General features: G+C 62.1%; 23 protein-coding genes and 1 other annotated feature. Of the genes, 8 read left to right on the forward strand and 15 right to left on the reverse strand.

The features are described 5' to 3' along the window. Positions 1 to 8 precede the first annotated feature (8 nt). The 4 genes from NW858_RS07000 to carA all read left to right on the forward strand — a co-directional run bounded on the left by NW858_RS07000 (position 9) and on the right by carA (position 3,892). Positions 9 to 773: a prepilin-type N-terminal cleavage/methylation domain-containing protein gene (locus NW858_RS07000; RefSeq protein ID WP_414520177.1), complete on the forward strand. Its 765-nt coding sequence runs from the start codon at positions 9 to 11 to the stop codon at positions 771 to 773. A 55-nt stretch (positions 774 to 828) separates the two neighbouring features. Beyond that, positions 829 to 1,947 carry a PilW family protein gene (locus NW858_RS07005; protein WP_414520178.1) on the forward strand — a complete coding sequence of 373 codons (1,119 nt, stop codon included), beginning with the start codon at positions 829 to 831 and terminating at the stop codon, positions 1,945 to 1,947. Positions 1,948 to 1,961: 14 nt separating this feature from the next. Then, positions 1,962 to 2,519: a Tfp pilus assembly protein FimT/FimU gene (locus NW858_RS07010; RefSeq protein WP_414520179.1), complete on the forward strand. Its 558-nt coding sequence runs from the start codon at positions 1,962 to 1,964 to the stop codon at positions 2,517 to 2,519. Positions 2,520 to 2,701: 182 nt separating this feature from the next. Then, a complete protein-coding gene (gene carA, locus NW858_RS07015; protein WP_414520180.1) occupies positions 2,702 to 3,892 on the forward strand; it encodes a glutamine-hydrolyzing carbamoyl-phosphate synthase small subunit in 1,191 nt (396 codons plus the stop codon). 102 nt (positions 3,893 to 3,994) lie between these two features. On the opposite strand, the gene NW858_RS07020 is transcribed toward carA, so the two are convergent. The 5 genes from NW858_RS07020 to NW858_RS07040 form a co-directional block, all read right to left on the reverse strand. Further along, positions 3,995 to 5,542, reverse strand: coding sequence for a UDP-N-acetylmuramoyl-L-alanyl-D-glutamate--2,6-diaminopimelate ligase (locus NW858_RS07020; RefSeq protein WP_414520181.1), 1,548 nt, complete (start codon positions 5,540 to 5,542; stop codon positions 3,995 to 3,997). A gap of 69 nt (positions 5,543 to 5,611) precedes the next feature. After that, positions 5,612 to 7,378: an ABC transporter ATP-binding protein gene (locus NW858_RS07025; RefSeq protein WP_414520182.1), complete on the reverse strand. Its 1,767-nt coding sequence runs from the start codon at positions 7,376 to 7,378 to the stop codon at positions 5,612 to 5,614. Between the two features lie 59 nt (positions 7,379 to 7,437). After that, positions 7,438 to 8,616: a 1-deoxy-D-xylulose-5-phosphate reductoisomerase gene (locus NW858_RS07030; RefSeq protein ID WP_414520183.1), complete on the reverse strand. Its 1,179-nt coding sequence runs from the start codon at positions 8,614 to 8,616 to the stop codon at positions 7,438 to 7,440. Between the two features lie 229 nt (positions 8,617 to 8,845). Next, positions 8,846 to 9,100: a hypothetical protein gene (locus tag NW858_RS07035; RefSeq protein ID WP_414333962.1), complete on the reverse strand. Its 255-nt coding sequence runs from the start codon at positions 9,098 to 9,100 to the stop codon at positions 8,846 to 8,848. Beyond that, positions 9,097 to 9,717 carry a ParA family protein gene (locus tag NW858_RS07040; protein ID WP_414333961.1) on the reverse strand — a complete coding sequence of 207 codons (621 nt, stop codon included), beginning with the start codon at positions 9,715 to 9,717 and terminating at the stop codon, positions 9,097 to 9,099. Before NW858_RS07040 ends, NW858_RS07035 begins: the two co-directional genes overlap by 4 nt. A 263-nt stretch (positions 9,718 to 9,980) precedes the next feature. On the opposite strand from NW858_RS07040, the gene NW858_RS07045 reads away from it, so the two are divergent. Continuing rightward, positions 9,981 to 11,264 (forward strand): trypsin-like serine protease, encoded by a 1,284-nt coding sequence (locus tag NW858_RS07045; RefSeq protein WP_414333960.1) that lies wholly within the window; start codon positions 9,981 to 9,983, stop codon positions 11,262 to 11,264. A gap of 86 nt (positions 11,265 to 11,350) precedes the next feature. After that, positions 11,351 to 11,536, forward strand: a complete 186-nt coding sequence (rpsU, locus tag NW858_RS07050; RefSeq protein ID WP_011432857.1) for a 30S ribosomal protein S21 — start codon at positions 11,351 to 11,353, stop codon at positions 11,534 to 11,536. 255 nt (positions 11,537 to 11,791) lie between these two features. On the opposite strand, the gene rplL is transcribed toward rpsU, so the two are convergent. From rplL to NW858_RS07100, 10 genes are all read right to left on the reverse strand, one after another. Further along, positions 11,792 to 12,202: a 50S ribosomal protein L7/L12 gene (rplL, locus tag NW858_RS07055; protein WP_414348067.1), complete on the reverse strand. Its 411-nt coding sequence runs from the start codon at positions 12,200 to 12,202 to the stop codon at positions 11,792 to 11,794. Positions 12,203 to 12,259: 57 nt separating this feature from the next. Beyond that, entirely contained in the window at positions 12,260 to 12,823 is a 564-nt protein-coding gene (rplJ, locus tag NW858_RS07060) for a 50S ribosomal protein L10 (protein WP_414333957.1), read from the reverse strand. A 65-nt stretch (positions 12,824 to 12,888) separates the two neighbouring features. Beyond that, positions 12,889 to 13,048 (reverse strand) — a sequence feature (ribosomal protein L10 leader region). 77 nt (positions 13,049 to 13,125) lie between these two features. Then, positions 13,126 to 13,836 (reverse strand): 50S ribosomal protein L1, encoded by a 711-nt coding sequence (gene rplA, locus NW858_RS07065; RefSeq protein WP_414333955.1) that lies wholly within the window; start codon positions 13,834 to 13,836, stop codon positions 13,126 to 13,128. Between the two features lie 76 nt (positions 13,837 to 13,912). After that, positions 13,913 to 14,338: a 50S ribosomal protein L11 gene (gene rplK, locus NW858_RS07070; protein WP_011432849.1), complete on the reverse strand. Its 426-nt coding sequence runs from the start codon at positions 14,336 to 14,338 to the stop codon at positions 13,913 to 13,915. Positions 14,339 to 14,347: 9 nt separating this feature from the next. Further along, positions 14,348 to 14,938, reverse strand: coding sequence for a transcription termination/antitermination protein NusG (gene nusG / locus NW858_RS07075; protein ID WP_414333973.1), 591 nt, complete (start codon positions 14,936 to 14,938; stop codon positions 14,348 to 14,350). A 144-nt stretch (positions 14,939 to 15,082) separates the two neighbouring features. Then, positions 15,083 to 15,355, reverse strand: coding sequence for a preprotein translocase subunit SecE (secE, locus tag NW858_RS07080; RefSeq protein WP_414333954.1), 273 nt, complete (start codon positions 15,353 to 15,355; stop codon positions 15,083 to 15,085). A 101-nt stretch (positions 15,356 to 15,456) separates the two neighbouring features. Further along, a complete protein-coding gene (locus NW858_RS07085; RefSeq protein WP_414336852.1) occupies positions 15,457 to 15,801 on the reverse strand; it encodes a hypothetical protein in 345 nt (114 codons plus the stop codon). Further along, positions 15,792 to 16,553, reverse strand: a complete 762-nt coding sequence (gene trmD / locus NW858_RS07090) for a tRNA (guanosine(37)-N1)-methyltransferase TrmD (protein WP_414520184.1) — start codon at positions 16,551 to 16,553, stop codon at positions 15,792 to 15,794. The genes NW858_RS07085 and trmD overlap by 10 nt, the downstream gene beginning before the upstream one ends. A gap of 5 nt (positions 16,554 to 16,558) precedes the next feature. Next, complete coding sequence (locus NW858_RS07095; RefSeq protein ID WP_414520185.1) at positions 16,559 to 16,963, reverse strand: hypothetical protein; 405 nt, start codon at positions 16,961 to 16,963, stop codon at positions 16,559 to 16,561. Positions 16,964 to 17,097: 134 nt separating this feature from the next. After that, positions 17,098 to 17,292: a hypothetical protein gene (locus NW858_RS07100; RefSeq protein WP_414368670.1), complete on the reverse strand. Its 195-nt coding sequence runs from the start codon at positions 17,290 to 17,292 to the stop codon at positions 17,098 to 17,100. A 99-nt stretch (positions 17,293 to 17,391) separates the two neighbouring features. On the opposite strand from NW858_RS07100, the gene NW858_RS07105 reads away from it, so the two are divergent. Together NW858_RS07105 and NW858_RS07110 are read left to right on the forward strand one after the other, a co-directional pair. Continuing rightward, positions 17,392 to 18,597: a 5-(carboxyamino)imidazole ribonucleotide synthase gene (locus tag NW858_RS07105; protein WP_414520186.1), complete on the forward strand. Its 1,206-nt coding sequence runs from the start codon at positions 17,392 to 17,394 to the stop codon at positions 18,595 to 18,597. After that, on the forward strand, positions 18,561 to 18,974 hold the full coding sequence (locus NW858_RS07110; protein ID WP_414333945.1) for a hypothetical protein: 414 nt from the start codon (positions 18,561 to 18,563) through the stop codon (positions 18,972 to 18,974). The genes NW858_RS07105 and NW858_RS07110 overlap by 37 nt, the downstream gene beginning before the upstream one ends. Position 18,975 lies beyond the last annotated feature (1 nt).

The raw sequence follows: 18,975 nt of genomic DNA on the forward strand, positions 1-18,975 counted from the left end.
AGGGATCCATGGGCAAGGGTCGGCTTTGGCGGCAATCGGCAGCAGAGGGCTTTACCCTCATTGAGGTGTTGGCCTCGGTGATCATCGTGGCGCTGGCCATGACTGCTCTTGCCCCTGCCCTTACCTTAGTTGCCTACCGGCGCGCCATGAGCGAGCGGGTAGAGCTGGCCAATCGCCTGGCCCAGGAGGAGGTGGATCGCATCCGCACCCTGGTGGATATCGAGCTGTCGGCTGCTCCAAAGGCTTTTCAGGATCCGGAGCAACAGGATCGTCTGCCCAGAGTGGGAGAAGACCCGCTGGCCAACACCCCACCCCCTGACGAGATGCCCGCCGATGCAAATGCCGGCAACTACACCCACAAAGACAACTATTCCCTTCGCCTGGCGCAAGTTCAAGTGCCGGGGCGGAACCCGGAAGAATACGTCATCCAAACCTTCCGCGACGAGGGAGCGCCCTGCATCGACCGCCGTGAAAACAGGGTCATTCAGGGGGTGCCCTGCAGCTTTCGCCTGGGCGTGCGGGTTTACCACCGCTTTTCTTTTGATCCAGACACGCGCCAAGCGCTGCCTGGATTGGGAACGGAGCTGGTTTCAGCCAACCAAAACTTGGCCAATGCCGATGTCTGGCTCTTTCCCATGGCCACCTCCTTTGTAGAAATTAACTCCGCCGCCAACTTGGGAGATGTTTGCCGGCAGATAGCCATTACCATAGGTGCGGATCCCATCGAGAGGTGCCGGGCTTTCCCCCTGCCTGCCAGTCCTGTTGAAACCTGAGGTAGAGCCTAAGTTCCTTCCCGCAAAACCTGTTGCAAGATGGGGGTGTTTCCCTATGTTTTTCAGGATCTTTCGCCGCCGAGCCAGCAGAGGGTTTACCCTCATCGAGCTGTTGGTCTCGCTGCTGATTGCCTCCATCTTTCTCCTGGCCACCGCCATGATCGTCATCGAGACGATGCGGCTGGATCGGGAAGAGACGGGCCGCACCCAGGTGCAGGCGGAGCTAACCCAGGCCATGGAATATATCCAGCAGGATCTGGCAGAAGCTCTCTACATTTACAACGACACCGAACAGCCCAACGGAGACGGGATCCCAGATGTTACCCAGCGGCTTTACGAGCCAGGCTGGATCCGCCGCCCCGATGACGCTATCCCGGTTGTTGCCCTTTGGAAGCTGGAACCGATCCCGCGGGGATGCTACGCGGGCAACCCCACCTTGCAACAGATTCGCGAAGGCCGTGCTACCTTGCCTGCTGAACCACCTGCTGGGTTCCCGCTCACAAACGGCAGAAATGCGGATTGGGAAACGCTGCTCAGCCGCCGCGGCATTTACACCCTGGTGGTGTACTACCTGCGCCGCAACTACAACAACGCCGGCAACCCAACAGGGGACACTCCTTGGGAAGGCAACGCGCGGATCGAGCGTTTTGAGTTACGACCCCTCAACACTCAGGGTCAAAATGACTGCGCTGGTCGCAGCCCGTTCTTTGTTGAAGATCCCGATCCGTTCCGGGAAGGTTTCCTTGCTTGGCCTTCCGAGCAGGCCCGAGCACGCCAGATCCCCATTGCCAGCAGGGCGGATGGCCCTCGCCTGATAACTCTGGTCTCGAACATCTTCAGCAGCCGGGAGGGGAGTCCGCAGGTTGCACCCGCTTGCCCGCAGGGCTATGCCTTTGGCGGCGGCAAACCCAACGGCGTCACCTTCTCAGGGTTGGCAGATAACCAGAACGACGTGGGCTTCTACGTCTGCGTGCGGCGCAGCCCCGGCGCCGACCGACCCCAGGATGTGGTCATCAACATCACGGCCACGGCCATGGAGCGGGCCAACCCCGGCCTCTTCCGTCGCTACATTGAGGATGCCACCAGCGTCGATATCTCAGAGGTGTCGCGCTACCTGCTGCCGCTGCAAACTCGGGTTCTTGCCCGCGGTGTTATCAACCGTCAACTCTCCTAGGGGGAATGTCCACCATGTTGGCCTTGGAGAAAAAAACCATTGGCCCGGCGCGGCCGCTTCGATCCCAGGGCTTCACGCTGACGGAGGTCCTGGCGGTGGTGGTCATTATCGGCATTGTGGCCAGGCTGGCCGTCCCTTCCGGGATCAACATCTGGGCGCGCATCCAATTAGAGGACGCACAAAACAAGGTGGAGCGAGCCCTGCGCACCGCCCGCACCAACGCCAGAGCTTCTCTTCAAGGCCGCGCTTGGGTGGTTGAAATCGACAACTCAGATCCAAGTGTCCCCACGTTGGTGATCCAAGACGAGGAAGGCCATTGCGATGAGCCGATCCCGTGCCAGCGGGTGCGCCTGAATAATTTTGTAACTGTAACTAGTACCTTTGCCAACGAAAGAGGGAGGGCTGTTTTCGACTCGGAAGGGCGGGCGCGTCAGTTGGGGCGCTTTGTGGTTAGCAGCACCTACTCCCAGGGCGAAAACCGCTGCGTGGTGGTGAGCACTTTGATCGGCACCCTCCGCAAGGACAATAACCCTGAGTGTGGCAACGTGACCAACGAGGCAGAGGAAGGCTAGTTGGGGTAGGATGGTCGGGCTGCCGATCCCAGCCCCTCTCCCAGCCCAAGCGCTCCGCGCCGCTCACGCGACCACCCCCGATCCCTCTCCCAAGGGGAGTCAGCCCTCACCCCCGGCCCCTCTCCCAAGGGGAGAGGGGAGCTATGGGTGGCTTGTGGTTGTTTGCTGTAGGTTCACTGGTTATGGTCTCCCTAACTCTTGAAGTTCCGGAAAAAGTCTTCCCCTGGCACGCTCGGCAGCCGGCTCTGCTGGTGCTGGCCGATGGCACGGCCTTTGCCGGCTGGTCGTTTGGAGCAGAGGGCACGGCGGTGGGTGAGGTGGTGTTCAACACGGGCATGACCGGCTACCAGGAGGTGATGACGGATCCAAGCTACCGGGGGCAGTTGATCACGTTCACCTGCCCGGAGTTGGGGAACACCGGGATCAACGAGCTGGATCAGGAGTCGGCCCGGCCCCAAGCCGCCGGGATCATTGCCCGCAACGTGTCGCGCCTGGCCAGCTCCTGGCGCGCTACGGGGACGCTGCCTGACTACCTCAAGCAGCACGGGATCCCGGGGATTGCCGGGGTGGATACGCGGGCCCTGACGCGGCGGCTGCGCTCCCAGGGGGTGATGAACGGGGCCATTTCGACGGAGATCTTGGATCCGCAGGCGCTGCTGGAGCGGGTGCGCCAGGCCCCTGCCATGCAGGGGCTGAGCCTGGTGGCAGAGGTTACAACGCCCAAGCCCTACGAGTGGCTGGAGCCCACCCCCGCCGATTGGGACTATGGCCGCAGCCAAGGGATCCGGATCCCGGATCCCCCCTTGCGGGTGGTGGCGCTGGATTTTGGCATCAAGCGCAACATCTTGCGCCGCCTGGCTCGCTATGGCTGCCGCGTGATGGTGTTGCCGGCCCACGCCAGCCCTGAGGAGATCTTGAGTTACAACCCGGATGGGATCTTCCTCTCCAACGGGCCCGGGGATCCGGCGGCAGAGACGACGGCCATCCGCACCACCCAGGCGCTGCTGCAAAGCGGGAAGTCGATGTTTGGCATCTGTCTGGGCCACCAGATCCTCAGCTTGGCCTTGGGCGGATCCACCTACAAGCTCAAGTTCGGCCACCGCGGCCTCAACCACCCCTGTGGGCTGGAGAAGGAAGTGGAGATCACCAGCCAAAACCACGGCTTTGCGGTGGAGGCCGCTTCGATCCCGGCTGAGGAAGTAGAAGTTACTTACCTTAACTTCAATGACCGCACCGTGGCCGGGATCCGCCACCGCCAGTTACCCCTCTTTTCCGTGCAGTATCACCCAGAGGCCAGCCCCGGCCCCCACGATGCCGACCATCTCTTCCGGGAGTTTGTGGAGCTGATGCTGCAGAACAGAGGGCAGGAGTAGCTTAACCCTCACCCCCAGCCCCTCTCCCTGAGGGAGTCAACCCAGGCGCTCCGCGCCGCTAGCGCGACCACCCCCGGCCCCTCTCCCTGAGGGAGTCAACCCTCACCCCCGGCCCCTCTCCCTGAGGGAGAGGGGAGTTAGGGACAGGGCGGCGCGGGCTTCTTCCCGGTCGTCGAAGTGGATTTTTTCGGTGCCCAGGATCTGGTAGTCTTCGTGGCCTTTGCCGGCAATCACGACTGTATCGCCCGGCTGGGCCTCCAGGATGGCCAGGCGGATGGCTTGGCGCCGATCCACCTCCACCGCCCAGGGGGATCCAGGGATCCCGGCCAAAATGTCCTGCAGGATCTGCTGCGGATCCTCGGTGCGGGGGTTGTCGGAGGTCACCACCACCCGATCGGCCCAGGTGGCAGCAATGCGGCCCATCTGCGGGCGCTTGCCCCGGTCGCGATCCCCGCCGCAGCCAAAGACGCAGATCAGCCGGCCTTGAACTTGGGGGCGCAGGGCCTTGAGCAGGTTTTCCAGCCCATCGGGGGTGTGGGCATAGTCTACGATCACCGTGATGTCCTGCCCCGGCAGGCTCACCCGCTCCATCCGCCCCGGCACACCGGGAAAATGGGGCAGGGCCGACTGGATAACCTCAACAGGGATCCCCAGGTGCAGCGCCACCCCTACTGCCGCCAGCAGGTTGGCCAAGTTGAAGGATCCCACCAGGGGCGCTGCCACGGCAAAGCTGCCCAGAGGGGTGTGCAGAGTCGCCTGCAGGCCGTTGGGGTGAAGTTGAACGTCACTGGGCCAGAGGGCAGGGATCCCTTCGAGGGGCTGCAGGGAGTAGGCCCAGGGTTCTAGAGGGGCTGGGATGGCCTCGAGCAGCCGCCGTCCCCCCTCGTCGTCGGCGTTGACCACCGCTCGCCCCTGCAAGTACTCCGGCCGGAACAGGGTGGCTTTGGCCTGCCAGTAGTTTTCCATGCTGCCGTGGAAATCCAGGTGATCCTGGGTGAGGTTGGTCCAGACGGCAGCGGCAAAGCTACACCCCCAAGCCCGATCCTGGGCCAGGGCATGGGAGCTGACCTCCATCACCGCCACCTCGGCGCCGGCTGCCTTGGCTTCTCTCAGGCTGCGCTGCAGCTCCAGCGGAAACAGGGTGGTGTGGGGGGCTACCTGGCAGTGGCCGGGCCAGCGGTTGTAGAGGGTGCCCAGCAAGGCAGTGGGGCGACCGGCAGCCTGCAGCAGATGTTCGATGAGATGGGTGGTGGTGGTTTTGCCGTTGGTGCCCGTCACCCCTACCAGGATGAGCTGGCGGGCCGGAAAACCATAGAAGGCTGCCGCCACCTGGGCCACAGCCCGGTTCAAACCGGCGCGGGGCCACACCAAAATGGGCTGACTGCTCCCTTCAGCCTCTCCGCTGACTTGCTTCCACGCCTCCTGCGAGATGAGGGCCGCCGCCGCTCCTCCGGTAAGCGCCGCCCGGACAAACTCGCCGCCATCGACGTGGGATCCCGGCATCCCCAAAAACAGATCCCCGGCCTGCACCTGGCGCGAATCGGTGCACAGACCCCTGACCTGCACCCCCTCTAGGGATCCCTGGACCAACTGGGGTTGGATCCCGGCTTGGCCGAGCAATTGGCGTAGATCGATCCCGTTGCTTCCCATGCTTTTGCCCCTCCCCACAGCCTTGCAGCTTAGGGTAGCCGCTGGGCCGGCTTTCTGGCCAGAGAAAACCTAGGCCAGGGCCTCTTCCAGCTTTTGCTTGGCCCAGAGGCGGGCGTAGAGGCCGTCGGCATCGGCCAACAACTGGGCATGGTATCCCTGCTGCACGATGCGACCTTGGTCCATGACCCAGATCTGATCCGCCTCCACCGCCGCCGTGAGGCGATGGGTAATCAAGATCACCGTTTTCTGGTCCGTGGCCTGGCGCAGGTGGCAGAGAATGGCCTGGGCCGTCTGGTTGTCCACGCTGGAGAGGCAGTCATCCAAAATCAAAATCGGCGTGTCCACCAGCAGGGCCCGCGCCAGGGCCACCCGCTGCCGTTGGCCGCCGGAAAGGGTGATGCCCCGCTCCCCCACCAAGGTGTCGTAGCCCTTGGGAAAGTGGAGGATCTCATCGTGGATGTGGGCGGCCTTGGCGGCCCATTCCACCTCGCAATCTTCGGCGTCTGGCTTGCCGTAGCGGATGTTATCCCGAACGGTGGCGCTAAACAAAAAGCTCTCCTGGGGCACGTAGGCAATGGCGCGGCGCAGGGATCCCAGTTGAAGCTGGGTAATATCCTGCCCATCCAGAAACACTTGCCCCGGCTGGATCTCCAGCAGGCGGGGCAGGGCATTGGCCAGGGTGGACTTGCCCGCCCCAATCGGCCCCACCACCGCCACCAGTTGCCCCGGCTCGATGCAAAAGTGCAGATCCTGCAGCGCCGGCGTTGCGGAACCCGTATTGGCATAGGCAAAAGTCAGCCCCCTAGCCTCGATACGCCCCTGCACCTTTTCCAGAGGCAGCGGCAGAGCCTGGGGGGCATCGCGGATGGTGGGCTCCACCCGCAGCAAGGCGTCGATCCGCTCCAGGCTGACCTGGCCCCGCTGGTAGGCGGTGATGGTAAAGCCCAGCAAAGCGGTGGGAAATACCAGCCGTTCCACGTAGAGGGTGAGAGCAGAAAAATCCCCAATCGTCAGCCGCCCCGCGGCAATCTGCGGCCCCCCCACTGCCAACAACAGCAGCAGGCTCAGGCTAACCAAAGCCACCAGGGAGGGGAAAAGCAGGTTGCGGGTGAGGGCCAAGCGCAAATTGGCCTGCAGCAGCCGCTCGTTGCGGCGGCGAAACTCCCGCTGCTCGTGCTCTTCCTGGGCATAGACCTTGATCAGGGTGATGCCGTTCATATCCTCCTGGATGAGATCGCTCAGATTGGCCAGCTCCTGCTGCACCTGAAGCTGCTCCTGCTGCAGACGGGTGCTGGTCAACTTCACCAGCCCCAGCATCACCGGAAACACCGATAGGGCCAGGGCGCTTAGACGCGGCTCAATACCCAACATGGCCGGCAGCGTAGTGCCGTAGGCAAAGATTGTATTGGCCAAATTGAGCAGGGCAAAGCCCAGTAGGCGGCGGACATTTTCCACATCGCTGGTGATGCGGGTGAGAATATCCCCGATGGTCTGCTGGGCAAAGTAGGAAGGCTGCAGGGTAAGCAAATGCTCGAAGATGGCCTGCTTGAGGCGAAACTCCACCTGCCGCCCTACGCCAAACATCCACACCCGCGAGGCAATGCGAATGCCCATCATCAGGGTGGAGACAACCAGCACCACCAGAGCGTAGAGGGCAATGTGGCTGGGCGACAGCGCGGCCAGGTTCTGGCTGAGATCATCGATGGCCAGCTTGACATACCAGGGCAGGAACACCCCCAGCCCGTTCACCACCAGCAGGGATCCAATGCCCAGCACCACCTGGCGCCGATAGGGGCGCAGATAATGGGCCAGTTGTCGGAGATGGGATCCCGCCACTCAGGTGCTCCTCCAGCTTCTTCCCACTCTAGCGCTGGGCCGGATCCCCCCGGTAGGGATTAGGCCAGAACCTGGGCCGGGGCCTGCTGCGCCAAGAGTTCCACCTGCTGGCGCGCCCAGGCATCTGCTTGCAAAATGTCCTCCAGGCTGGGGGCGGGGATGACCTGGTGCCGCTCACAGACCCGTTCCAGAAGGCGGGGGATATCCAAAAAACGAATGCGCTCTTGCAAGAACAAGGCCACGGCTGCCTCGTTAGCCGCATTCAACACCGCCGGCAGCGTCCCGCCCGCCCGCCCGGCGGCATAGGCCAGCTCCATGCAGGGATACTTGCGGTGATCCGGCGCCTTAAAAGTGAGGGATCCCAGCTTGACCAAGTCGAGGGGATCCCAAGGGGTGGTTAGGCGCTCCGGCCAACTGAGGCCGTAGAGAATGGGCAGGTGCATATCCGGCCAGCCCAACTGGGCCAGAACCGAGGTATCGGCCAGCTCAATCAGGGAGTGAACGATGCTCTGGGGGTGGATGAGGATCTCGATCCGGTCATAATCCAAACCAAACAGCCAGTGGGCCTCGATCACCTCCAAGCCCTTGTTCATCAGGGTGGCCGAGTCGATGGTGATCTTGCGCCCCATCACCCAGTTGGGGTGTTTGAGGGCATCCGCCAGAGTTGCCCGATCCAGTTGCTCGGCAGGCCAATCGCGAAAGGCCCCCCCTGAGGCTGTCAGCCAGATGCGGCGCAGGGATCCCGCTGGCACCCCCTGCAAACATTGGAAGATGGCCGAATGCTCCGAGTCCACCGGGATGAGCTTGACGCCGTGCTTTTGCACCAGGGGCAGCACCACCGGGCCGCCTGCCACCAGGGTCTCTTTGTTGGCCAGGGCAATGTCCTTGCCGGCGCGGATGGCGGCCAGCGTGGGCAAGAGGCCGGCACAGCCGACGATCCCGGTCACCACCCGCTGGGCCGCGGGGTGAGCCGCCACCTGACACAGCCCCTCCGTGCCTGCCACCAACTCGGGCAGCGGTCGCATCCCGGTCAGCAGCGACCGCAGTTCCGGCAGCAGCTCCTCCCGGCCAATGGCCACAATCTGGGGCCGAAACTGCCGCACTTGCTCGGCCAAAAGGACGACATTGCTGTAGCTGGTTAGGCCGACAACCTGGAAACGCTCTGGATACTGGGCCACCAAGTCCAGAGTTTGGGTGCCAATCGAGCCGGTGGAGCCGAGCAGGGTGATGGCTTGCATACTAAGGATCCCTTTGCACCTAAAAGAGCGTGACATTCTTGCAGCGCAGACGTCCCCTCGCCCAGCGTGCCCAAGGGCTCCGTCCCGCTCTCGCGAACGGCCCCACCTCGCGTCCGGGGATCCCTGCCTCACGCCACTTCATCTTATTCTTATCTGGTTCTCAACCGGAATCCGTGTGTTTCATCTGATCCCCGACAGCGGGATCTGGCAATGTCGCTCCTCCCTGATTTCAAATCTTTCCCGATTGAGAGCGCAGCCACTGGGCGAGCAAGGCCTCGATCAGCTCCGACAGATCCTGATCCGATTCCAGCAGGAGGCGCTTCACGGCTCGGTGCGTCTCTTTGCGGATGTAGGCGGTCAGCTTGACGTACTCCGCGCCGTTGGGCTTGGCGGGCGCTTCCGGCGGCTCAGGGATCTTGTAGGCCTGGGCGCTCAGCTTTTTCGGAGGCGGGTGGCGGTCGAGCAGGCGCTCAAACTTGCTCATGACAGGATTTCCTCTCCCACCGCAACGTAATCTGACCAGGCTTGCTTAGCCCTGGGATCCGGGAGCTGGTTGACGCAGACCCCCTCCAGCGCGGCCCGCTGAAAGGCCACTGTGCGGCGAATGGAATGATGGCAGAGCGGGATCCCGGTTTTTTGCAGAAAGCTGCGGGCCTCGGCCCCATCCCGGTTAGGCCAGGGGGGAACCAGCGTCAGCAAGACTTTGTAGTGCTTTGCCCCCAAACGATCCAGTGCGTTGACAGTCAGCATCAGGGCATCCAGGGCCAAGGCATCCGGAGAACAGGGCAAAAGCAACAATTCACACCGCTCCGCCAGCAGGCTCAACTGTTCGGGGGTGGGGCGGGCGGGGGTGTCGATCAGCGTATGCTGAAAGCCGCCAGGCGTAGACATGGTGGGATCCCCGGCCAGCACTTTGACAGGAAAGGGGGAGCCCCGTTCTGCCCAGCGAGAGGCGGAGCGATTGGGATCGGCGTCGAGCAGCAGCGACACCTGGGGTGTACTTGCCTGGGCTGCGCACCGTTGTTGAAGGTAGAGGGCCAGGTGCACCGCTGTAGTGGTTTTGCCCACACCCCCCTTGAACCCCAAGACCGCGATATTCATCTGCCACACACCCTCCCAACTTGGTTTTACAGCCCACTTCCAGAGGCGGCAAGAGGCAAGCTGCACATCCGAGCGCCGGAATCTGGGGTTTTGGGCAACTGAGGAGATCCGAGCGCCGCATCACGTTTTCCTCTCTCCGCACGCGAGGGGCTTCGCTGGTACGATATCCTTTGGCTGACAAAGCCGGCTGAGGAACTGCAGGCTCTCTCCCTGCCCCTCGCCCTCGGACGCTACCCCCCTTCTTCATCCCGGAGAAGCTGCCCATGGCTCATCCCTCAAAGTTCCGCGTCCGTCTCAGCCGGCCTCACTCTTGGTCTCCTTTGGTAGGGCTGTGGCTGGCTCTGGGCCTCAGCGCCTGTGGCGGAGGGGATTCCGGTCGCCCCCTGCCGCCACTCCCGGCCCCTCCTGCAGGACGCATCGAGGGATCCCATTTTGACGACCTCAACGGCAATGGCCTGCGGGATCCGGGAGAACCAGGGCTGGCAAGCATCACCACCTTTTTGGACTTGAACGGCAATGGCCGCCTCGATGGGGGGGAGCCCAGCACCCTCAGCGATGCCAACGGCAACTTCCGCTTTTTCAACGTGCCCCCCGGCACCTACCGCGTCACCGCCCTTTTGCCTCCGGGGCGGGTGTTCACCACGCCGCGCGCGGGATCGGGGCTGGAGCGGATTGTCGGCGGCAGACCTGCTCAGCCGGGGGCCTTTCCCTGGATGGTGGCCCTGTTGAACGCGGCTGAGCCGGATCCTTTTCAGGCGCAGTTTTGCGCTGGATCCCTGGTTGCCCCGGAGTGGGTGCTCACCGCCGCCCATTGTTTTTTCAACGATCAAGGCCAGCAGGTGGTGAACGCGCGCAACCTGGATCTGTTGTTGGGTACCAACCGCTTGCAAATCGGTGCCGGCCAGCGCATTCGCGCCGCACAGATCGTCATCAACCCCGGCTACAATCCGCGGGTGGGGCAACTGGGGGGGAACGACATCGCCCTGGTGCGCCTCTCTCGGCCGGTGGCTCTGGCTACCCTGCCGCTGGTGCAGCCCAACCAAACCAGCCTGACCGCCCCCGGCACGTTTGCCACCATCCTCGGCTGGGGAGCCACTTTCCCCCGCGACCTTGACCAGGAACCCAGCGGCTTTGCTCTGGATCTGCAACAGGCCGAAGTTCCCATCGTCGCCAACGAGGTGTGCAACGCGCCCCAGTCCTACAATGGCACCATTTTAGACACCATGCTCTGCGCCGGCTTTCCCCAGGGGGGAGTCGATACTTGTCAGGCGGACAGCGGTGGGCCTTTGATCGTGCCCAGCGGCAGCGGCTTTGCGCTGGCCGGGATCACCAGTTTTGGCAAAGGCTGCGCCCAGCCCAATTTCTATGGGGTGTACACGCGGGTGTCCAGCTTTGTGGGTTTTGTACAATCCGTAATCGGCAGCGCCCCCAGCCCAACGCCAACGCCTTCTCCGCCGCCTTCCACCGGAACAACGGCCTCGTTTGTCGTGAATTTGAGAGAGGGTGAGGTGGTTTCGGGCCTCAACTTTGGCAGCCGCGCCCTGTAACCGTCAGCAGCAGGGCGGAGATGGTTTAGGATAGGGATCCCGATTGTGCTTTCGTTCTACTCATCGACGGAGGAGATAGCTTCTTTATGACTCAGGTGACGATTGGCGAAAACGAAGGGATCGAATCGGCGCTGCGCCGCTTCAAGCGCCAGGTCTCCAAGGCGGGCATTTTGCGGGATCTGCGCAACCATCGCCACTTTGAAACCAACCTGGAAAAGCGCAAGCGCAAAGCGGTAGCCGTCCGGCGCAACCGCCGCAAGTCCATGGCCTAGAGCCATAGCCGACAAGCAGAACCCCAAAGGTGGACAGGGCCTGTGGCGGTGCCTGGGGTTCGAGTTAGTCTCTTGGATTCTGGGCTGAGCTGGCCTGCAGGGATCCGCTCAGCACGTCAATCTTCGGCATCGCAGGGATCTGAAACCCACGTCAACAGAGTCAGGTGGGCAACGGCCAAAGAGGGGCTACAACAGCCCCTCTCTCGGGTTTGGTTTGCTTTCTAGTCAGAACAGAGAGCGGCGCTCTCCCTGCAACTACTTGATCTTGACAGTAGCGCCGGCTTCTTCCAGCTTCTTCTTGATGTCGTTGGCTTCCTCTTTGGCAACTCCCTCCTTGACCGGTTTGGGAGCGGCCTCGACGAGATCCTTGGCATCTTTCAGGCCCAAGCCGGTCAACTCGCGCACCACCTTGAGGATGGCGATCTTCTTGTCGGCTGGCACAGCCTCGAGGATGACATCAAAGGCCGTTTGCTCCTCCACCGGCTCAGGGGCTGCCGCCGGAGCTGCTGCCGCTGCGGCCACGGGAGCGGCCATGACCATACCGCCGGCTGGGGCCGCCGCGCTGACGCCAAAGGCTTCTTCGATGGCTTTTACCAACTCAGCAGCTTCCAGCAAGCTCAAGGCTTTCAACTCTTCCAAAATTTTTGCAACGCGCTCTGAAGGCATGATGGTTTCTCCTTAGGGGTAACAGAATGGTTAACGTCAGGTTTGGGCTGAAGCCCTTTAGGCGGCCTCTTTGTCGGCAATGGCCCGGATGGCCCGCCCCAGCGAGGCCGGGATCTCGCGGATGCCGCGCGCCACTTGGGTGGGCACCGCATTGATCCCGACCGCCAAGCCGGTGGCCACCGACTTAAGGCCGCCCGCCACTTGGGCCATGAGCACCTCCTTGGGCGGCAGCTCGGCGATGGCTTTGGCCTGATCCAAGGTCAGGGATAGCCCCTCGATACCGGCGCCACGGAACTCGGTTTTCTTGGTTTGCTTGGCAAAATCTTGATACGCCTTCAGGGCAGCTGCAATATCGCCCCGAATCAAGATAAAGGCCGTCGGCCCTGCCAAGAAGGGGAGAACCCCTGCCCAAGCTTTTTGGTCGGCGATGGCCCGCCGCATCAGGGTATTCTTAACAACCATGCAAACCGAATCCGACTTGCGCAGCTCTGCCCGCAGTTGGTTCATCTCCGAAACGGTCAGCCCCTTGTAGTCGATCACCAGCACCATTTGGCTGGCTTGCAGCAGGGATCGCACCTCATCGACGATCTCCGCTTTCTTCGCTACAGGTTGCTTGCCCATGCGCTCACCTCCTTTGTTGTCAATGGTCACCCAGGGTTGAATTGGGATTGCCGGTGGAAGAGAGATCCGCCAAACAAAATGCGTCCCAGCCAAGGCCGAGACGCACTGAGATAAGCGCTCCATCAAGAGCGACCCCAGAAGGGATCCCTCTAGACTGTGCTCAAACCTCGGCAGGACATTAAGCCCGTGGGCACCTGCTGTCTTCGGCTCGATATTCGGCTGTATAAAGACGCTTTGCCGGGATCCTCCTGTAAATCCGTCAACTCAAACCCTCTTCTCCCATCGCAGCGCCAAAGCCAGGCTTAAGTCGCCAGCTTCAGCTCCCGCAGGGCATTGATGTCAACCTCGATCGAGGGACCCATTGTAGCAGCAACGTGTAGGGTTCGCCAATACTTGCCCTTGGCCCCAGAGGGACGGTTGCGATCGATGGATTCCTGCACCGCCTTCAGGTTTTCCAGCAGCGCTTCGACGGGGAACTTGCACTTGCCGAAGATCAAATGCACAATGCCGGTGCGGTCGGCCCGGTATTCCAGCTTGCCGGCTTTGAACTCTTTGATGGCCTGAGCCAGATCCATGGTCACCGTTCCCCCCTTAGGAGAGGGCATGAGGCCGCGCGGCCCCAGCAGCCGCCCCAGCTTAGCCACTTGGGGCATCACATCGGGGGTGGCGATCAGCAGGTCAAAATCCATCATGCCCTTGCCGATTTCCTCGATCAGGTCTTCAAACCCGACCCGATCCGCCCCTGCATTTTGGGCTTCCGTCACTTTCTCGCCGCGGGCAATCACCGCCACCCGGATCTCTTGGCCGGTGCCCCTGGGCAAGACGACGGTGGTGCGCAGTTGTTGGTCGGCGTACTTGGGATCGATCCCCAGGCGGATGTGAACCTCTGCCGCCTCGTCAAATTTGGCGGTGGCCGTCTCCTTCATCAGGGCCAAAGCTTCCGCGGGGGGATAGGCAATGGGCTGCACCTTCTCCCGCAAAGCCTGCATACGTTTGGACAGTTTTCGAGCCATCGTTTCTCCTCGGGGTACTGGCGAGAACCTCTCTCCCCCAAAACTTCAAGACAACAATCAGACTGAAGATCCTTCATCAATCCACCACCGTCACCCCCATGCTGCGGGCGGTGCCGGCGATAATTTTCATGGCCGCCTCCACATCGTGGGCATTCAAATCCGGCAGCTTCTGCTCGGCGATCTGCCGCAGTTGCGCCCGCGTCAGGGATCCCACCTTGGTTTTGTGGGGCTCGCTGGAGCCGGACTCAATACCCAGAGCCTTCTTGATCAACACCGAAGCCGGTGGCGTCTTGAGGACGAAGGTAAAGCTGCGATCCTCGAAGATGGAGATCTCTACAGGCACCACCATACCGGCTTGATCCGCCGTTTTGGCGTTGTATTCCTTACAAAAGGCCATGATGTTGACCCCGTGCTGGCCCAGGGCCGGGCCGATGGGAGGGGCGGGGGTGGCCTTGCCCGCCTGAATGGCCAACTTGACCACGGCCACCAACTTCTTAGCCATGAAACGCGGTTACACCTCTTTTCGCACTTGACCAAACTCTAATTCTACCGGGGTGTCGCGCCCGAAAATCGAGATCAAAGCCTTGAGCTTGCCCCGCTCCGGGCTGACATCCACCACCTCGCCGTAGAAACCCTGGAAGGGGCCGGAGAGGACTTCGATGCGATCCCCAGGCGCCATCTGGATTTTGAGGGGCACTTCCTCCACCTCGACGCTGCTGAAGATACGCTGAACTTCGCTCTGGCTGAGGGGCCGCGGCGTCACATGGCCCCGACCACGACCGTAGGCCCGTTTTTCTTCCGTGCCGACAAAGTTGATCACGTTGGGGGTGGTTTTCACCACCATCCAGGTGTCGTCGTTGAGATCCATGCGCACCAGGACATAGCCGGGAAAGACCTTTTCCTCTTGTTCCTGGCGCTTGCCGGCTCGATCCAGTTTGAAGCCCGTCCGCTTCGGGATCACCACCTCGACAATCTGATCTGCCACATCCAAAGCAGCCGCCCGCTGCATCAGGGTGCTTTTCACCTTATTTTCGCAGCCTGAGGCCACCTGCACCGCGTACCAGCGCAGGTTACGGCGACCTTGTCCTTCCCCCTCCTCCATTTCCGGGATCGCGTCTGCAGGCTCAAAGTGTTCCACAGGGCGCCCACGACGTTTCTGCTGCTCTGTGCTCATCACCTCGCATCCTCCCTGTAGCCATCCATAGCTCTCTTGCCCCCAAAGACAGGGATCCTCTAGGACAAAACATCACGAGAACAGTTGAGTGGCTACCCAGGCAAACAGTTGATCGACCAGGTAGATGAAGGAAGCAAAAGCCAACACGATCAGCAAGACGCCTGCCGACTCGCCGATCAATTGCCGGCGGCTCGGCCAGACAATTTTGCCCAATTCCGCACGGGTCTCTTGGATAAAGCCCGGGATTCCTTTGGGTTCGGTGGAACTGTCTTTGGAGTGGCCCCGGCTGGCGGGATCCAAACGTTGCTCCGTATCGGCTTTGCTGGAAGAGGTGCTCTTAACCACGGCGGTATCTCCTGCTGGATCCCGAAAACGGTGCGCCACCTTTTGGCGCACACAAGATTAGCTTTGTGATCCTAACAGATCTGGCGGGGGTGGGATCCCACTCAAGGGGCGGGCTCAGGCGTCAAGGAGCCGGGAGAAAGCGGGAGAGAGCGACGGCGGGATTGGTTGAATTGCTCTACCGCTGCGTCGATCTCTGCCCGGCTGTCCCAACGCGAGGCGGCATTTTGCCGGGAGAGAAACTCGACGGCCCGCAGGAGATCGTTCATGTCGATGCTGGTGCCGTCGAACAACTGGACGTTGCGGTCGCGGCGGATGGCCTCATTGACATCTCCCCTTTGGGCCAAGGCAACCTCGGCGCTGGCCAGGATCCCCAGCAGAAGCAGACCCAGGGCCGCAGGGATCCCGCGCCGGGGGTTGAGGGGGGAGCGGAGACGGTTTACAAACATTGATCCTGTTCCTCTACATCGGTGTGCTGCTCGGCCAGCCCCTCTGCCAGCAACTGTTGTTCTTCGGGCGTGAGGGGGCGTTTGGCCAACAGGTCTGGCCGCCTTCGCCAGGTGCGAACCAACTGCTGTTGCAGACGCCAACGGGCGATGGCTCGGTGGTCGCCTGAGAGAAGCACCGGCGGCACCTTGTGCCCTTGAAACTCCGGCGGACGGGTGTACTGGGGATACTCCAGCAGCCCCGTCTCGAAACTTTCGCTCCTCAGCGAATCTATCTTACCAACTGTACCCGGCAAGAGCCGCACCACGCCGTTGATCAGGGCCAGCGCCGGGATCTCCCCCCCCGTCAAGACAAAATCGCCCAGCGACACCTCGCGGGTGGCCAGATATTGGCGGATCCGCTCGTCAAAGCCCTCGTACTGGCCACAGAGCAGGATGAGCTGCGCCTTTTGGGCAAGTTCTTGCAGCAGCGCCTGGTGCAGCGGTTGTCCCTGCGGCGTGAGCAAGATGATCTCGCGGGGATGCAGGCGGGGCAAGGAGGCAGCGGCAGCAAAAAAGGGCTCTGGCTTGAGCACCATGCCCACCCCACCCCCGTAGGGCTCATCATCGACCCGGCGGTGCTTGTCGGTGGCAAAGTCCCGCGGGTTGGTGCAGTGAACCTCGGCGATCCCCTGCTCCAGGGCTTTGCCCACCAGCCCGATGCGCAGCGGCGTTGCAAAAAATTCTGGGAAGAGGGTGATGACGTCGAACCGCACAAGACTCAGGACGAGGCAGAGGGAGGCTCGGTGCGCAACCGCTCCAGATCCAGGCGCAAAGACTCGATCTGGTGGATCAGCTCCATCAGCTCGGCCATCTCTTCTTTGGAGATAGGGGCAGGGGAAGCCGTGGTCGGGGGGTTGCTCTCGGCAGGGGCGGGCCTCTCGCTCTCTGGGGCGGGGGCGTTGGCAGCCGCATCCCTGAGACCTTCGACGTAACGAACGGCTTCCTGTTCGATCAACTCCCCCTTTTGCTCCAGTTCTGCTGCCAGTTGCGCCAGATCCATCGAGAGGCGGTTGAGGTTTTCGGCCCGCTTTTCCGGGTCTTGGAGGATCTCCACCAGGGCAGTGGCCGTGCCGTAAAAGATGTGGCGAGCCCGCGTGAACCAGTCAGAAGAGCGAGAACTCATGGCAGCAGAAACAGGTGGGTTCTGAATTATTCTAGGCGATCCGCCCACCGGAGCAGGCCCAGGACGACAGAGTGCCCGGCAGCCCAAGTAGGGATCCGTTCTCCGAAGTTTTGAGGAGAACCTGGGGATGGGGTTCAATCGACGGCTCGGATCTCGCCGCTGCTTAGGCGCTCCACAACCAATTCCAGCAGCTCGTGCTCTTCTGGGGAAATCTCTTGATCGGCCATGACGGCATTGAGGATCTGCTGTTGTTCAGCACGGGTTAGGACCTTATCTGCCAAGGCCCGGTCAATCAAAGCTCTGAGCTCAGAGGGTTGAGGGGATTGCACTGTTTTGCTCCTAGCGCTCGAGGGCAAGGGATCCCATAATGATTTCTGGATCCAAGATGCAACAGATAGCAGCACACCTGTCAGTATAGCGAGACAGTGGTGGAACCCCAGGTATCCCCAAAAACCCAGAGCTTCCAACCGGTGGGGGTGATCGGCGGCGGGCAGTTGGCGCAGATGTTGGCTTTGGCGGCCCGCCCCTTGGGGATCCCGCTGATCGTGCAGGCCGCTGCCCCCACCGATCCGGCGGTGGCAGTAGCCGACGGTGTGGTCTGGGGTGCTGTGACGGACACTCAGGCCACAGCCCAGTTGCTGCAACGCTGCCCGGTGGTAACTTTTGAGAACGAGTTCATCCCGCTGCCGGAGCTGCGCAAGTTGGATCCGCAGGGATCCCGCTTTCGGCCTCGCCTGAGCACCCTAGAGCCGCTGCTGGACAAGTTGCACCAACGGCAGTTCTTGGCGGAGTTGGGGGTGCCGGTGCCGGCCTTTTGCCCTGCGGAGACGGCAGACCTATCTGGGTTGGGCTTTCCGGTGGTGCTCAAGCAGCGGCGGCAAGGCTACGATGGCCAGGGCACCCGCATCCTGCCCGACCAAGCAACCTTGCAACAGGCTCTGGCCGAGTATGCCGGGATCCCGCTGCTGCTGGAAGAGTGGATCCCGTTTGAGCGGGAGCTGGCGGTGATCGTGGCCCGCGGGCTGGCGGGGGAGATCCAACTCTACCCGGTGGTGGAAACTGTGCAGATCGAGCAGGTCTGCCGCTATGTGCTGGCGCCCGCCCGCATTCCCCCGACCGTCGAGGCCGAGATTCGCGACCTGGCGGTCAAGGTGATGGACAAGTTGGACGCGGTGGGTGTGTTCGCCATCGAGCTCTTCTGGGTGCCGCCGCCCCACCCCAAGGCCGGGATCTGGATCAACGAGATCTCACCGCGGGTTCACAACTCCGGCCACTACACCCTGGAAGCCTGCCACACCTCGCAATTTGAGCAACATCTGCGCGCTATCCTCGGCCTTCCCTTGGGGGATCCCTCTCTCAAGTGTGGGGGGGCAGTGATGGTGAACCTCTTGGGTTATGAGCACTCCAGCAGTGACTATGCCCAAAAGCGGCAGCGTCTGGCGGGGATCCCCAATGCCACGCTGCACTGGTACCACAAAACCCCTGCCCGCCCGGGGCGCAAGCTGGGCCATGTCACGGTCTGTCTACCCCATCCTCCCTCTCCTGCGGAAGCGGCGGACCTTGTCCGTACCCTCGAAGCCCTCTGGTATCCCCAGCCATGGATCCCACCTTTTCTCCAGCCATCCAAGCCCTGATCGCGGCCCTGCAACGGCGGGATGTGCCGGCGGTGGCGCAGCAGGTCAACGGACTCTCTCCCCAAGAGCGCTCCGCGGTGTTGACCCCCGCTCTCCAATACCTTGCCGAGGTGGATCCCGACAGCGCCCGCTGGTTTGTTCGCCACCTCATGGCCCCCGCCGTCAAAGCCCAACTGCGAGCAGGGATCCTCAAAGCCGCCCAAGATTACCTACAAGAGGCCGGCTTCCAAGAAGGGATCGACTACGAGCTCAAGCCCCATCCCCAATCGGGGGGCCAGATCTTGAGCCTTAGCCGCCGAGCCCTGCCCTACGCCGCCCCGGATGACGATCCCTTTGGGCAGTTGTTGCTATCGGAGTTCTGCGAATTGCGGGACTAGA

The sequence above is a fragment of the Synechococcus sp. H55.10 genome (assembly GCF_047502715.1).
In the GTDB taxonomy this organism is placed as follows: domain Bacteria; phylum Cyanobacteriota; class Cyanobacteriia; order Thermostichales; family Thermostichaceae; genus Thermostichus.

Excerpts from the sequence above, each read along its gene's own strand:
- NW858_RS07000 (WP_414520177.1), top strand. The coding sequence starts at position 9 with ATGGGCAAGGGTCGGCTTTGGCGGCAATCGGCAGCAGAGGGCTTTACC.
- NW858_RS07005 (WP_414520178.1), top strand. The coding sequence starts at position 829 with ATGTTTTTCAGGATCTTTCGCCGCCGAGCCAGCAGAGGGTTTACCCTC.
- NW858_RS07010 (WP_414520179.1), top strand. The coding sequence starts at position 1,962 with ATGTTGGCCTTGGAGAAAAAAACCATTGGCCCGGCGCGGCCGCTTCGA.
- carA (WP_414520180.1), top strand. The coding sequence starts at position 2,702 with ATGGTCTCCCTAACTCTTGAAGTTCCGGAAAAAGTCTTCCCCTGGCAC.
- NW858_RS07020 (WP_414520181.1), bottom strand. The coding sequence starts at position 5,542 with ATGGGAAGCAACGGGATCGATCTACGCCAATTGCTCGGCCAAGCCGGG.
- NW858_RS07030 (WP_414520183.1), bottom strand. The coding sequence starts at position 8,616 with ATGCAAGCCATCACCCTGCTCGGCTCCACCGGCTCGATTGGCACCCAA.
- NW858_RS07035 (WP_414333962.1), bottom strand. The coding sequence starts at position 9,100 with ATGAGCAAGTTTGAGCGCCTGCTCGACCGCCACCCGCCTCCGAAAAAG.
- NW858_RS07040 (WP_414333961.1), bottom strand. The coding sequence starts at position 9,717 with ATGAATATCGCGGTCTTGGGGTTCAAGGGGGGTGTGGGCAAAACCACT.
- NW858_RS07045 (WP_414333960.1), top strand. The coding sequence starts at position 9,981 with ATGGCTCATCCCTCAAAGTTCCGCGTCCGTCTCAGCCGGCCTCACTCT.
- rpsU (WP_011432857.1), top strand. The coding sequence starts at position 11,351 with ATGACTCAGGTGACGATTGGCGAAAACGAAGGGATCGAATCGGCGCTG.
- rplL (WP_414348067.1), bottom strand. The coding sequence starts at position 12,202 with ATGCCTTCAGAGCGCGTTGCAAAAATTTTGGAAGAGTTGAAAGCCTTG.
- rplJ (WP_414333957.1), bottom strand. The coding sequence starts at position 12,823 with ATGGGCAAGCAACCTGTAGCGAAGAAAGCGGAGATCGTCGATGAGGTG.
- rplA (WP_414333955.1), bottom strand. The coding sequence starts at position 13,836 with ATGGCTCGAAAACTGTCCAAACGTATGCAGGCTTTGCGGGAGAAGGTG.
- rplK (WP_011432849.1), bottom strand. The coding sequence starts at position 14,338 with ATGGCTAAGAAGTTGGTGGCCGTGGTCAAGTTGGCCATTCAGGCGGGC.
- nusG (WP_414333973.1), bottom strand. The coding sequence starts at position 14,938 with ATGGAGGAGGGGGAAGGACAAGGTCGCCGTAACCTGCGCTGGTACGCG.
- NW858_RS07085 (WP_414336852.1), bottom strand. The coding sequence starts at position 15,801 with ATGTTTGTAAACCGTCTCCGCTCCCCCCTCAACCCCCGGCGCGGGATC.
- NW858_RS07095 (WP_414520185.1), bottom strand. The coding sequence starts at position 16,963 with ATGAGTTCTCGCTCTTCTGACTGGTTCACGCGGGCTCGCCACATCTTT.
- NW858_RS07110 (WP_414333945.1), top strand. The coding sequence starts at position 18,561 with ATGGATCCCACCTTTTCTCCAGCCATCCAAGCCCTGATCGCGGCCCTG.